We start from the raw sequence: 13,495 nt of genomic DNA on the forward strand, positions 1-13,495 counted from the left end.
GTCAGGATGCGATGCTTGGGCAGGCGATCAGATATCCATTCCAAAGGTAGACGGGCGAATACGGCACACCGCAATACGCTACGGTGCGTTGGCTTGCGTATGGGGAGAAGACGAGAGGTGTGGCTTTAGCGCACTCCGTGGCCATGAAAATTCTCCAGTACTCTCGGAATCGCCTACATTCAGTGTGGGAGAATTCCAAGCAGCGAAAGGATACCATTTCATGCATTGTGTGCCATCTAGTAAAATTCATGTTATTTCACTTGACAGGCCTTTGGTGGGGAGCAGGCCAGCCCCTGTGAGCGGGGCAGGGTCACATAAATTCCCGGCGAGCGCTTCACGTGGGCTGTTTGGGAGCCCCGTCACGCCTGAAAGCTTATGCCATTGCGAAAAATGAAGTTACAAATGCCATTAGGCGTACGGAAAGCTTATCGCGGTGGTGGACACGGCTAGCGTCGCTATTGAAAATTGAGCCGTCAACCCGCCAGCATCGGGTAAGTAAACAGGGCGAAATGCAGCAGGTTGAGGCCGAAATGTGTGGCTATCGCCGCGCCCAGGCCGCCAAACCGATAAGCCAGGCCGTAACCGATCCCGGCCAGCCCCGACAGCAATACCCACTGCCAGCCGGCACCGGCATGTACCAGGCCGAACAGCAGCGAGGCCAGCAGCAATGCGAGGTTGTCGCCATGGCGCAGATGTTCGAAGCGTCGGCTCAGGCCGCCCTGGATGTAGCCACGAAACAGTGCTTCCTCGACCAAGGTCACCACTAAAAGATTGTTGAGCACCCAGATCCAGGCCTGGTCCGGCCATTTCGGTGCCCAATGGATCATGCCCAGCAACATGGCCCCGCCCAAGGCCATTATCGCGCTTAGCGCAAGCCCCAGCGCCGTGCCGTAGACAGCGCCACGAAACGAGCGGCGGCCAACGATCCAGGGGCACGCCAGCAACAGCCAGAAACCGATCAGGGGCTTGTCCTGGTTCAGATACATCGCAAATCGCACGGCGTCATCGCTCAAACGTTGCGCCGCGATCGCCCGGCCGTTGAAGAAACCCGGCATCCAATGCAATGCCAACGCGACCGCCAGGACGATGAACAGGCAATGCCCGAGAAACTGCCCGACCGGCGTCTGCCGCTGGCGAACCGCGTACCCGGCGAACAGCAGCAGCGCGACCGAGATGATGGCAGTCCAGGCCAGATGGCCGTACGCGAGGGCCAGGCCATAACCGATCGAGAGAAGGGCCAGGTACGGCCAGGGTAGGGCGGGCATAAACGTCCTTGAGGGAAAATTCTGCAATGAGAGGCTATCAGGGGCGGGAGTTTATAAGCAGATGAGTACAAAAACATCGACTTTGAAGTAACGGAATTTTCGTAGGGGGCGATTTCTCGCCCAAATGTTCGGAGGCCATGCCTGGCGCGCTTGATATCACAGTCTTGCCATATGGAGCTTCGTCGGCAGCATCCACAACTGTCAACTCTGACAGTTTCGATGCACGAGAAAAGCATGCTTACTTCAGCCAAGAGAGAACCATGCCGGCGCGGTGTTGCCAGTCAAGCATCGCCTGGATTTCCGGCAATGTCAGCTGGGACGGCAATGGACGCTTTTGCGCAATGGAAACTCCAAGCTCAGCGGAGATTAAATATGAACAGCACCGACGAAGCGGGTCCCTTTCTTCCACGCCACAGCGCTGAACGTGGGAGAGGCGTACCGAAGATTCAGGAAACCATTGCGACATTGGTTGCAGACCCGACACAACCTCGTAACCTTCATAACCCAGGGAAAACTTATTGCGAGGTATGGTTAACGTGGGATCCTCCTGTCGATTCCTCGGATCTGCTTGGCTACGAAATTAGCTGCCCCGGTCGGGAACTGGTCAATACTACGTTATGTGAATACATTGATAGGGGCCTGACACCAGAGGTTGAATACGTTTATCAAGTCACGCCATACAGAGGTGACGGCAATCCACCAGGGACCCCGCATTCCATTCTTGTTGTGACCCGCGATAGAGTGCCTCCTACCAAGCCGAGGGCGTTCAAGGCTAGTGGAGTGACACACAATAGTGCAGAACTCAGTTGGGGGGCATCAGAGAGCCACAGCGGCGAAATTTTTTACCTGATTTATCTCAATGGCGTCCTCAGAGCAGAGACCAAACAGCTGACTTACACAATTTCTTGTCTCAAGGATCTTGCTGTCTACCACGTTCGAATAGGGGCGGTTATCAAGACTGGAACAAAGCGTGCTTCCAGGTTCGCCTCCTTGGAATTTAAGACGTTGTTGCGTCCACCTATACTGAAATTCAGCCAACGTAACGGAGTCGGCAGGCTGGCGTGGGCTCCATACTACTGGAATTTTCCGTCGCATGAGGGGACCATAAGCGGCCACGCCTTTAGTACAGGTCCGGGTCGTTTGAGTTTCAAGTTCAAACTGGCGGAGGTAACCTCAGGCCCCGTCCCGTTGCATTTAGAGTTTTCGGTTCGTGCCAAGCTGGGTGATAATTATTCCGAAGCGAGTAATTTGGAAGCAGTGGTCGACGACATTCTTCCCCCGAATCAGCCCGGGATCCCAGTGTTGAGTAATATAACGGACACTTCGGCGACGCTGGCGTGGGCACCGTCGAGCGATAATAAAGGTGTAACTGCTTACAAGATACGCTGCAATCTGGTAACTAAGAACGTATCGCTCACGACAACAACATTCACCCAACTGAAACGCGGTGTCTGGTACCTCGCCACCGTGCGTGCGGAGGATGAGGCTGGAAACGTCTCCGTTCCAAGTGAGGTTTGGTTCCAGACCACTGGGGTGGCGTCCAAGCCCCGCCCAACGCCGCCGATCGACATAAATATCGTTCACACGTCGTCAACTTCAGTTGAAATCAACTGGTCATTCGAGCATGCAGGAACCGGGGTTCTGGGTGTGGTCATCAAAGTTGATGACGAATATCTGGATCCGGTTCTGGAGCCTCACTATCAAAAGCAACTGGAAAATTTAGTTCCGGGGACTGAGTATTCAATCACGCTGATTACTCTAAATTGGTTAAATGGACAATTCTCCGAGCCCACTACTCTTACCTTTGAGCAGACGGACACTGCACCGCCGAGCGTTCCGGGCAGGTTACGGATTATTTCTTCAACCCCCGATTCAGCTACGCTGGCCTGGGATGAATCAACGGACGATATCGGTATGTATGGATATGTCATCTACAACAATCATGAATATGTCGACAGTACAACGCTTGGTCAGTACACCGCCGTCGATCTGGTACCCGGTTTCCATTTATTTGAAGTCGTGGCCGTGGATGCTTTTGGTAATACCTCCGAGCCAGCATTAGTTGGCAAAATCATTGGTGGTCCTGAAGACGTCACTCCGCCCAGTGTGCCGCGCAACTTTCGTGTAACTTTTTCAGCGCCTGCATTGGCCGTCCTGACGTGGGAGGAATCAACAGACGACGTCTGCATGTGGGGTTATGCCGTCTACCTCGACAAGGTGCTCCTCGATACTCAGCGCGGTACTTACCGGCAATACCATCCTTTATCTGCTGGCGTTCACCTATTCGAGGTTCGCGCCTTGGATATTTTTGGGAACGCCTCTGAGCCGGCATCGGTGCAAACCCACACTTGAACTTGACTTCAAGTTACCCGGAAATTTTCAACCCGCGACTGAGCTAGCGAAAATTGTGCCAAAGGTAATCTGGCCTGTTCGGTGAAGTTATAGCAGCAGTTGGGGCGACGGATTCCGTCGGTCGGATTCCAAGGAAGGCAGCTTATTAAAACCTGGCTGCCTTCCGGATTTCGTCAGGAATCTTTCACGCTCCCAACATTTGCCTTAGGACAAAATGCAGGATCCCGCCAGCCTTGAAGTATTCCACTTCGTTCAAGGTGTCGATCCGGCACAACACTTCAATCCGCTCCTGGCTGCCATCCTCGCGGGTCATGACCACCGGCAGGTTCATGCGCGGCGTCAGCTCGGTATCGCTCAGCCCGAGGATATCAAGGGTCTCCCTGCCAGTGAGGTTCAGGCTCTTGCGATTCTGATCGAGCTTGAATTGCAGCGGCAGCACGCCCATGCCCACCAGATTGGAGCGGTGGATGCGTTCGAAGCTTTCGGCGATCACGGCCTTCACGCCCAGCAGGTTGGTACCCTTGGCCGCCCAGTCCCGGCTCGAACCGGTGCCATATTCCTGCCCGGCAATGACCACCAGGGGCGTGCCGGTGGCCTGGTACAACATGGCCGCATCGTAGATCGACATTCTTTCGCCGTTGGGGATATAGATCGTATTGCCGCCTTCTTCGCCGCCGAGCATCTCGTTGCGGATACGGATATTGGCGAAGGTGCCGCGCATCATCACCTGGTGATTGCCCCGTCGCGAGCCGTAGGAGTTGAAGTCCCGCGGTTCCACGCCTTGTTCGCGCAAGTAACGGCCGGCAGGGCTGTCTGTCTTGATATTGCCGGCTGGCGAGATATGGTCGGTGGTCACCGAGTCTCCGAGCAGCGCAAGGACGCGCGCGCCCTCGACATTCCTGACCACCGGTGGCGGCCCGCCGATGTCGTCGAAGAATGGCGGATGCTGGATGTAGGTCGAGTCGTCTTGCCATACATAAGTAGCCGCCTGCGGCACTTCGATGGCTTGCCACTGTTCGTCACCGGCGAACACGGCGGCGTATTCCTTGTGGAACATGCTGGTGTCGACCTGGGCCACGGCGTCGGCTACTTCCTTGCTGCTCGGCCAGATGTCGCGCAGGTAGACCGGATTGCCGTCCCGGTCGTTGCCCAGCGGTTCGCTGCTGATATCGATGCGCACGGTGCCGGCCAGGGCGTAGGCGACCACCAATGGCGGCGAGGCCAGCCAGTTGGTTTTCACCAGTGGATGCACCCGGCCCTCGAAGTTGCGGTTACCCGACAGCACCGAAGCCACGGTCAGGTCGGCTTTCTGGATGGCTTTTTCGATGGGGTCGGGCAGAGGGCCGGAGTTGCCGATACAGGTTGTGCAGCCGTAGCCCACCAGGTCGAAGCCGAGCTTGTCGAGATACTCGGTCAGGCCCGCGGCGTTGTAGTAGTCGGTCACCACCTTGGAGCCAGGCGCCAGGGAGCTCTTGACCCAGGGCTTGCGCGTCAGGCCTTTTTCCACGGCTTTTTTTGCCACCAGCCCGGCGGCCATCATCACGCTGGGGTTGGAGGTGTTGGTGCAAGAGGTGATGGCGGCAATCACCACCGCGCCGTTTTTCAGGCGATGGGTCTGGCCTTCGAATTCGTACTCGGCTTCCCCTACCTGATCGGCATTGCCTACCGCGACGCCTCCGCCGCCTTCGCTTTCCAGGCGGCCCTCGTCCTTGCTGGTGGGTTTGATCTGCAAGCCGAGGAAATCACTGAAGGCTTGGCCGACATTCGGCAGCGAGACCCGATCCTGGGGACGCTTGGGGCCGGCGAGACTGGCCTCGACGCTGCCCATGTCCAGTTCCAGCGTATCGGTGAACACCGGTTCCTGGCCGGGCAGACGCCAGAGGCCCTGGGCCTTGCAATAGGCTTCCACCAGTTTCACGGTTTCCGCGGGGCGCCCGGACAGGCGCAAGTAATCCAGCGTTACATCGTCCACCGGGAAGAAACCGCACGTGGCGCCGTATTCCGGGGCCATGTTGGCGATGGTGGCGCGGTCGGCCAGGGGCAGGTCGGCGAGACCGTCGCCATAAAACTCGACGAATTTGCCCACCACACCCTTCTTGCGCAGCATCTGCGTGACGGTCAACACCAGGTCGGTCGCGGTGATACCTTCGCGCAGCTTGCCGGTGAGCTTGAAGCCGACAACCTCGGGGATCAGCATCGATACCGGTTGGCCGAGCATCGCCGCTTCCGCCTCGATCCCGCCGACGCCCCAGCCGAGCACGCCGAGGCCATTGATCATGGTGGTGTGAGAGTCGGTGCCGACCAGCGTGTCCGGGAAGGCGTAGGTGCGGCCGTCTTCCTCTTTGGTCCAGACGGTGCGACCGAGGTATTCGAGGTTCACCTGATGGCAGATGCCGGTGCCCGGTGGCACCACGCTGAAGTTGTCGAAGGCACTCTGGCCCCAGCGCAGGAAGGCATAACGTTCGCCGTTGCGCTGCATTTCGATGTCGACGTTCTGCTCGAAGGCCTGGCGGCTGGCGAACTTGTCCACCATCACCGAGTGGTCGATCACCAGGTCGACCGGTGACAACGGATTGATTCGCTGGGGATCGCCTCCGGCCTTTTCCACGGCGGCGCGCATGGCGGCCAGGTCGACCACGGCGGGCACGCCGGTAAAGTCCTGCATCAGCACCCGTGCCGGGCGATACTGGATTTCGCGGTCGGAGCGGCGCTCCTTGAGCCAACCGGCCAGGGCCTTGAGATCGGCGCCGGTGACGGTTTTTTCATCTTCCCAGCGCAGCAGGTTTTCCAGCAGTACCTTGAGGGACATTGGCAGTTTATCCAGATCACCGAGGCTTCGCGCGGCGTCCGGCAAGCTGAAATAGTGATAAGTCCTGGCGTCGACTTGCAATGTTTTAAGGGTTTTCAGGCTATCGAGGGACGGCATTGAAATCACTCCTTTGAGTCCGCACGGCTACGGACTGACGGAACGGACAGAGCCTTTAACCTAGCCCTGTTTTGAGCGTATGACTAATCACTGGACTCTATGGACAGGTTCGCGGTTCCGAACTCCGCTATCATGCGGCGGTTTTCGTGACAGGCTTTGCTACGGAGTTTCAATGAACACGCTTTTTATGCACTGCCGACCGGGCTTCGAAGGCGAGGTCTGTTCCGAGATCGCCGAACATGCCGCGCGGCTGAACGTGGCCGGCTACGCCAAGGCCAAGCCGGCCAGCGCCTGCGCCGAATTCGTCTGCACTGAAGAAGACGGCGCCGAGCGGCTGATGCGTGGACAGCGCTTTGCCGAGCTGATTTTTCCGCGCCAATGGGCGCGTGGCTCGTTCATCGAGTTGCCGGAGACTGACCGCATCAGCGTCATCCTCGCCCATCTGGCGGCTTTCCCGACGTGCGGCAGCCTGTGGCTGGAAGTGGTCGATACCAACGACGGCAAAGAGCTGTCGAACTTCTGCAAGAAATTCGAAGGTCCGTTGCGCAAGGCCTTGAGTGGCGCCGGCAAGCTGGTGGACGACCCGCACAAGCCGCGCCTGCTGCTGACGTTCAAGAGTGGCCGCGAAGTGTTCCTTGGCCTGGCGGAAGCCGACAATTCGGCAATGTGGCCGATGGGTATTCCGCGGCTTAAATTTCCTCGGGAAGCGCCGAGCCGCTCGACCCTCAAACTCGAAGAGGCCTGGCACCATTTCATCCCCCGTGACCAATGGGACGAGCGGCTGCACAGCGACATGACCGGCGTGGACCTCGGCGCCGCGCCAGGTGGCTGGACCTGGCAATTGGTCAACCGGGGCATGCTGGTGACGGCCATCGACAACGGTCCGATGGCTGAAAGCCTGATGGACACCGGCCTGGTGCAGCACTTGATGGCGGACGGCTTCACGTTCAAGCCCAAGCAGCCGGTGGACTGGATGGTCTGTGACATCGTCGAAAAACCCGCGCGCAATGCGGCGATGCTGGAAGAGTGGATTGGCGAGGGGCATTGCCGTGAGGCGGTGGTCAACTTGAAACTGCCGATGAAGCAGCGTTACGCCGAGGTGAAGCGTCTGCTCGAACGCATCGCCGAGGGTTTCAAGGCCCGGGGTATCAAGGTAGAGATTGGCTGCAAGCAGCTGTATCACGACCGTGAGGAAGTGACGTGCCATCTGCGGCGGCTGGATAGCAGGAAGCCGAAGTCTCGCTAAAGCCAAAGAGCTAGCCTTTGTGGCGAGGGAGCTTGCTCCCGCTGGGTTGCGAAGCGACCCCAATGCCCTGTCGGATTCCAAGAGCGACGACTGCTGCGCAGCCGAGCGGGAGCAAGCTCCCTCGCCACAGTTGGATGCGCATTTGTTAAGAGCGCCGACATTGCGCGACAATAGCGGCCAGTTTCAGGAGTAGAACATGAGTGAAATGAACGAAACGCCGGTCGACGGCACGCTGGACGCCACCGGCCTCAACTGTCCGGAGCCGGTGATGATGCTGCATCAGCATATCCGTGACCTGGCCCCCGGCGGACTGCTGAAAGTCATTGCCACCGACCCGTCGACGCGCCGTGATATCCCCAAGTTTTGCGTGTTTCTCGATCACGAACTGGTCAGCCAGGATGAAGTGGACGGCACCTACCGCTACTGGATCCGCAAGAAGCTCGCCTAACCCGTCGAGCGACTGAGGCGAATCTGCCCGCGGGCACTGCGCGTCAGTCGGATCGACAGCATCAACGCCGCGCAGCTTAATCCCACGATCAAACCCTGCCACAATCCGCTTGGGCCGCTGGCGGTGCCGAGCCAGTCGGTCAGGCCCAGGGCGTAACCCACCGGCAAGCCGATGCCCCAGTAAGCGAAGAGCGTCAGGATCATCGTCACCTGGGTGTCCTGGTAACCGCGCAACGCGCCCGCCGCCGTGACCTGGATGGCATCGGAAAACTGAAACAGCGCCGCGTAGACGATCAGCATCGATGCCACTTCGATCACCACGGGGTCAGCGGTATAGATCGCCGCGATAGGCCCACGCAACGCGAACATCAGGCTCGCCGACAGGCAGGCGTACGCCAGGGCCGTGGCCATGCCGACACCCGCCGCAAAGCGCGCTTCTCGAGGCTGGCTACGCCCCAGCGCCTGGCCGACCCGTACGGTCACGGCCATGCCCAGGGAATAGGGGATCATGAACACCAGCGAGCTGAAATTCAGGGCGATCTGGTGTCCGGCCACCACCGTGGCACCGAGGCTGCCGATCAGCAGGGCGATGACCGCGAAGATGCTCGATTCGGCAAACACCGCGATGCCGATCGGCAGGCCGATGCCGAGCAGGCGCTTGATGACCGACCATTGCGGCCAGTCGAAGCGGCTGAACAGCTGACTCGATTGATAGATCGGGCCCCAGCGTGTCCAGGCGGCCATGCCCGCCGCCATGAACCACATCACGATGGCCGTGGCCCAGCCGCAGCCGACACCGCCCATGGCGGGGACGCCCAGGTGTCCATAGATGAAGATGTAGTTGAGCGGAATGTTCAGGGCCAGCCCGCACAGCCCCAGCACCATCGCCGGTCGCGTACGCCCCAGGCCGTCGCTGAAGCAGCGCAGCACGTAATAGAGCGCCACCGCCGGGAGGCCGCTGCCGATGCCGCGCAGGTATTCCATGCAAGGGCCGATCAGTTCGGGATCGACTTTCATGACATGCAGGATCGGTTCGGCGCTGAGCAGCGCCAACGTTGCGATCAGCCCCACCGCGAGTGCCAGCCACAATGCCTGACGCACCAATGGACCGATCTGTTCAAACGTACCGGCACCGAAACGCTGGGCCACCTTCGGCGTGGTAGCCAACAGCGTGCCGGTCATCAACAGGAATACCGGAACCCAGATCGAGTTGCCCAGCGCCACCGCCGCGAGATCCCGCGGCCCGACCCGGCCGGCCATCACCGCGTCGACAAAGCCCATGGCGGTGGTCGCCAATTGCGCCACCATGATCGGCAGGGCCAGGGCCAGTAGGGTCTTTAGCTCCAGGCGCACCCGGGCCGGGCGGGAGAGAGTGGTGGCGGTGTCGATCGCAGGATTCACAGGGCAAGCATCCGAAAATATTAAGCGCAAGGCGGCGAATTCTACGCCTTGACGCATCGGTCAGGAAAAAACCTGTGTTGGGGATTTGTAATCGGGCAGTACGGCAGCTTTCGTGGCGAGGGAGCTTGCTCCCGCTCGGCTGCGCAGCAGTCGCTGGCATTTGGGCCCGCTTCGCAGGCCAGCGGGAGCAAGCTCCCTCGCCACAATGGTACTGCTCGCTCCTGGTAATGCGCGAAGCAACCGGAACGCCTACACTGCCCATCCCGCCAAAGGAGCTTTGCCATGCTGATCGTTGCCGACGAAAACATTCCCCTGCTCGATGCGTTTTTTCAAGGTTTTGGTGAAATCCGCCGGGTGCCGGGGCGGGGCATCGACCGGGCGTTGGTCGAGCAGGCTGACGTGCTGCTGGTGCGTTCGGTCAGCCAGGTCAATCGGGCGCTGCTGGAAGGCAGCAAGGTGCGTTTTGTCGGCACCTGCACCATCGGCACCGATCACCTGGACCTGGAATATTTCGCCGAAGCCGGCATCCGCTGGGCCAGTGCCCCGGGCTGTAACGCCCGCGGTGTGGTGGACTATGTGCTGGGCAGTCTCATGACCCTGGCGGAAATCGAAGGCGCGAATCTTGCGCAGCGCACCTTTGGCGTCGTCGGCGCGGGGCAGGTGGGCGGGCGATTGATCAAGGTACTCAAAGACCTGGGCTGGGTCGTGAAAGTCTGTGATCCGCCGCGTCAGGCTGCCGAAGGCGGCGATTATCTGAGCCTGGAGCAGATTATCGAGCAGTGCGATGTGATCAGCCTGCACACACCCCTGACCCGCGATGGCGAGCAACCGACCTGGCACCTTTTCGACGAGCAACGATTGAACAACCTCAAGCCGGGGACCTGGTTGATCAACGCCGCGCGCGGCCCGGTCATCGACAACACGGCGCTGCGCGAGGTGCTGCTGGAGCGTGAAGATCTGCAAGCGGTGCTGGATGTCTGGGAGCGGGAGCCGACAGTCGACGTCGATCTGGCCGACCTCTGCGTGATCGCCACTCCGCACATCGCCGGCTATAGCCTTGACGGTCGCCAGCGTGGCACGGCGCAGATTTATGAAGCCTTGTGCGGATTCCTGCAGCGGCCGGTGGAAGTCAGCCTGGCCGAGCTGTTGCCACGGCCGTGGCTCGCCGGCCTCACGCTGGATGCCGCCACCGACCCGGCCTGGGCCCTGGCGGCGTTGTGCCGGAGCGTTTACGACCCGCGCCGTGACGATGCGGACTTTCGCCGCAGCCTTATCGGCACCGACAGCGAGCAACGTAGCGCCTTTGATGCCTTGCGCAAGCATTATCCGCCACGCCGGGAAATCGACAGCTTGAAGGTGCGGATCGAAGGGCAATCGCCGACGTTGGAAAATATCGTGGCAGCCCTGGGCGCCACCATTGCTTGAGCATAGAGCGCCTTGTGGCGAGGGAGCTTGCTCCCGCTCGGCTGCGAAGCAGTCGCCGACTGCAACTGTCCAGCCGGAGCAAGCTCCTTCACCCCGCAAGCCGGCAAATCAAAGGCATAAAAAACCCGACATCAAGGTCGGGTTCAGTTGAAGACGGGGCTGTATCACTTTTGTTCGGCAGGTTTGACCAGTCGTTTTTCCAGTTCGCTGCAGGCTTTCTGGATCATGTCTTCGGTGATCGGTACTTCGCGCCCTTGGGCATCGATGAACGAGCAGCCCAGGGACTGGTCCGGTTGCGTGCGGATCACTTGAATCTTGTCTTCGCTGCTGTGTTGCAAGGACATGGCCTGTCTCCTCATCAGGTTGCGTGCCTATAGTAATGTCGCCAGGTGACCGAGCCATGACACTCCTTGAAGGTTCACGGCGACAGCTTCACTCAACCAGAAACGCCGACGCATTTCCAGCCAGACTTTAGACCGATAACATCTAGAGCCTGATCTTGGCGGTCATATCTAACCTGACTCATCCTGATTCAAATTGGTTCCGCTGCGTTTCGGTGCTCCTGACCGATTCCTTTTCCCGTTGCATTATCGGATGCCCTCGATGCTTTCTTCCCGACAACGCCGTGCCATACGCCTGGCCAGCGGCTTCATCGCTCCTTACCGCAAACAGGTCGTTGGCGCTTTGCTGGCCCTGATCGTCACCGCCGGCATTACCTTGTCCATGGGGCAGGGTATCCGGTTGCTGGTGGACCAGGGTTTCATGACGCGCTCGCCGCATCTGCTCAATCAATCGATCGGGTTGTTCATGGTCCTGGTGGCGGGGTTGGCGGTCGGTACGTTTGCCCGTTTTTACCTGGTGTCGTGGATTGGCGAGCGGGTGGTGGCCGATATCCGCCGACAGGTTTTCAACCACCTGGTGTATCTGCATCCCGGGTTCTACGAAAACAACCGCAGTTCGGAAATCCAGTCACGCCTGACCGCCGACACCACGCTGCTGCAATCGGTGATCGGTTCGTCGTTGTCACTGTTTCTGCGCAACGCGCTGATGGTGGTCGGAGGTATCGTGCTGCTGTTCGTCACCAATCCCAAGCTCACCAGCATCGTGGTGATTGCGCTGCCGCTGGTGCTGGCGCCGATCCTGGTCTTTGGCCGGCGAGTGCGCAGCCTCTCCCGCGAAAGCCAGGACCGCATCGCCGATGTCGGCAGTTACGTTTCCGAAACCCTCGGCCAGATCAAGACGGTGCAGGCCTATAACCACCAGGTCCAGGACGAGCACCGTTTCGCTGCTACCGTGGAGCAGGCCTTCGACACTGCCCGCAAGCGCATCGCCCAGCGCGCCTGGTTGATTACCCTGGTGATCGTTCTGGTACTGGGTGCGGTGGGCGTAATGCTCTGGGTCGGCGGCATGGACGTGATCGCCGGGCGCATTTCCGGTGGTGAGCTGGCGGCATTCGTGTTCTACAGCCTGATTGTCGGGAGCGCTTTCGGTACGCTCAGCGAAGTGATCGGCGAGCTGCAGCGGGCGGCTGGCGCCGCTGAGCGAATTGCCGAGTTGCTGCGTTCGCAGAACATCATCCAGCCTCCGGCGACGGGCCTTGTCACGTTGCCGCAGCGGGTCAGCGGCGACCTGCGCCTTGAAGGTGTACGGTTTTCCTACCCGTCGCGGCCGGAAAGCTATGCGGTCGATGGCCTGAACCTGAGCGTCAACGCTGGCGAAACCGTCGCGCTGGTCGGTCCGTCCGGGGCGGGCAAATCCACCGTGTACGACCTGCTGCTGCGGTTCTACGATCCAGTGCAGGGGCAGATATTCCTCGATGGTGTGCCGCTGACCTTGCTTGACCCGTTGGACCTGCGTCGTCACTTCGCCCTGGTCTCGCAGAGCCCGGCACTGTTCTTCGGCACGGTGGAAGAAAATATTCGCTACGGCAATCCGCAAGCCACCGACGAACAGGTACGCGAAGCGGCGCGGATCGCTTACGCCCATGACTTCATCGAGAAAATGCCGGATGGCTACCAGACCCATCTGGGTGATGGCGGCCTGGGTTTGTCCGGTGGCCAGCGCCAACGCCTGGCCATCGCCCGGGCATTGCTGATCGACGCGCCGATCCTGCTGTTGGACGAAGCCACCAGCGCGCTCGATGCACAAAGCGAACACCTCATCCAGCAAGCCCTGCCCAGCCTGATGAAAAACCGCACCACCCTGGTCATCGCCCACCGCCTGGCCACGGTGAAAAATGCCGACCGGATCGCGGTGATGGACCAGGGCAGGGTGGTCGCCGTGGGCACTCATCAGGAGTTGGTGGCGAGTAATGCGCTGTATGCGCGGTTGGCGGCGTTGCAGTTCAACGTTAGCTTGGAGTCGGCAGCCGACTGAGCGCAGCGTCTACACGAATCCCTTGTGGGAGTGAGCTTGCTCGCGATAGCGGTGGGT

At 59.8% G+C, this 13,495-nt stretch carries 9 protein-coding genes; 5 read left to right on the forward strand and 4 right to left on the reverse strand.

Going from position 1 to position 13,495, the window contains the following annotated elements:
* Positions 1 to 473: 473 nt before the first annotated feature.
* Positions 474 to 1,265, reverse strand: a complete 792-nt coding sequence (locus tag J3P89_RS08875; RefSeq protein WP_434697300.1) for a lysostaphin resistance A-like protein — start codon at positions 1,263 to 1,265, stop codon at positions 474 to 476.
* A gap of 372 nt (positions 1,266 to 1,637) precedes the next feature.
* Between J3P89_RS08875 and J3P89_RS08880 the strand changes: the two genes are divergently transcribed.
* Positions 1,638 to 3,617: a fibronectin type III domain-containing protein gene (locus J3P89_RS08880; RefSeq protein ID WP_434697301.1), complete on the forward strand. Its 1,980-nt coding sequence runs from the start codon at positions 1,638 to 1,640 to the stop codon at positions 3,615 to 3,617.
* Between the two features lie 184 nt (positions 3,618 to 3,801).
* Here the strand turns inward: J3P89_RS08880 and acnA are convergent, their stop codons facing one another.
* Complete coding sequence (acnA, locus tag J3P89_RS08885; RefSeq protein WP_434697302.1) at positions 3,802 to 6,543, reverse strand: aconitate hydratase AcnA; 2,742 nt, start codon at positions 6,541 to 6,543, stop codon at positions 3,802 to 3,804.
* 172 nt (positions 6,544 to 6,715) lie between these two features.
* On the opposite strand from acnA, the gene rlmM reads away from it, so the two are divergent.
* Both rlmM and tusA read left to right on the forward strand, forming a co-directional pair.
* Positions 6,716 to 7,789, forward strand: a complete 1,074-nt coding sequence (gene rlmM, locus J3P89_RS08890) for a 23S rRNA (cytidine(2498)-2'-O)-methyltransferase RlmM (protein WP_434697303.1) — start codon at positions 6,716 to 6,718, stop codon at positions 7,787 to 7,789.
* A gap of 196 nt (positions 7,790 to 7,985) precedes the next feature.
* A complete protein-coding gene (gene tusA / locus J3P89_RS08895; protein ID WP_305499973.1) occupies positions 7,986 to 8,237 on the forward strand; it encodes a sulfurtransferase TusA in 252 nt (83 codons plus the stop codon).
* Here tusA and J3P89_RS08900 read toward each other — a convergent pair.
* Positions 8,234 to 9,637 (reverse strand): MATE family efflux transporter, encoded by a 1,404-nt coding sequence (locus tag J3P89_RS08900; protein ID WP_434697304.1) that lies wholly within the window; start codon positions 9,635 to 9,637, stop codon positions 8,234 to 8,236. The two genes, tusA and J3P89_RS08900, sit on opposite strands and share 4 nt — an antisense overlap.
* A gap of 282 nt (positions 9,638 to 9,919) precedes the next feature.
* Between J3P89_RS08900 and pdxB the strand changes: the two genes are divergently transcribed.
* The gene (gene pdxB, locus J3P89_RS08905; protein ID WP_434697305.1) at positions 9,920 to 11,062 is read left to right on the forward strand and encodes a 4-phosphoerythronate dehydrogenase PdxB; all 1,143 of its coding nucleotides are present in this window, start codon (positions 9,920 to 9,922) and stop codon (positions 11,060 to 11,062) included.
* Between the two features lie 164 nt (positions 11,063 to 11,226).
* Here the strand turns inward: pdxB and J3P89_RS08910 are convergent, their stop codons facing one another.
* Complete coding sequence (locus J3P89_RS08910) at positions 11,227 to 11,406, reverse strand: PA1571 family protein (RefSeq protein ID WP_123341965.1); 180 nt, start codon at positions 11,404 to 11,406, stop codon at positions 11,227 to 11,229.
* A 250-nt stretch (positions 11,407 to 11,656) separates the two neighbouring features.
* On the opposite strand from J3P89_RS08910, the gene J3P89_RS08915 reads away from it, so the two are divergent.
* Complete coding sequence (locus J3P89_RS08915; RefSeq protein WP_434697306.1) at positions 11,657 to 13,438, forward strand: ABC transporter transmembrane domain-containing protein; 1,782 nt, start codon at positions 11,657 to 11,659, stop codon at positions 13,436 to 13,438.
* Positions 13,439 to 13,495: the final 57 nt, after the last annotated feature.

Source organism: Pseudomonas sp. Z1-14, assembly GCF_051132005.1.
Classification (GTDB): domain Bacteria; phylum Pseudomonadota; class Gammaproteobacteria; order Pseudomonadales; family Pseudomonadaceae; genus Aquipseudomonas.

Bases quoted from the DNA above. Each gene is read 5' to 3' on its own strand.
- J3P89_RS08880 (WP_434697301.1), top strand. From the start codon at position 1,638: ATGAACAGCACCGACGAAGCGGGTCCCTTTCTTCCACGCCACAGCGCT.
- rlmM (WP_434697303.1), top strand. From the start codon at position 6,716: ATGAACACGCTTTTTATGCACTGCCGACCGGGCTTCGAAGGCGAGGTC.
- J3P89_RS08910 (WP_123341965.1), bottom strand. From the start codon at position 11,406: ATGTCCTTGCAACACAGCAGCGAAGACAAGATTCAAGTGATCCGCACG.
- J3P89_RS08875 (WP_434697300.1), bottom strand. From the start codon at position 1,265: ATGCCCGCCCTACCCTGGCCGTACCTGGCCCTTCTCTCGATCGGTTAT.
- tusA (WP_305499973.1), top strand. From the start codon at position 7,986: ATGAGTGAAATGAACGAAACGCCGGTCGACGGCACGCTGGACGCCACC.
- acnA (WP_434697302.1), bottom strand. From the start codon at position 6,543: ATGCCGTCCCTCGATAGCCTGAAAACCCTTAAAACATTGCAAGTCGAC.
- J3P89_RS08915 (WP_434697306.1), top strand. From the start codon at position 11,657: ATGCCCTCGATGCTTTCTTCCCGACAACGCCGTGCCATACGCCTGGCC.
- pdxB (WP_434697305.1), top strand. From the start codon at position 9,920: ATGCTGATCGTTGCCGACGAAAACATTCCCCTGCTCGATGCGTTTTTT.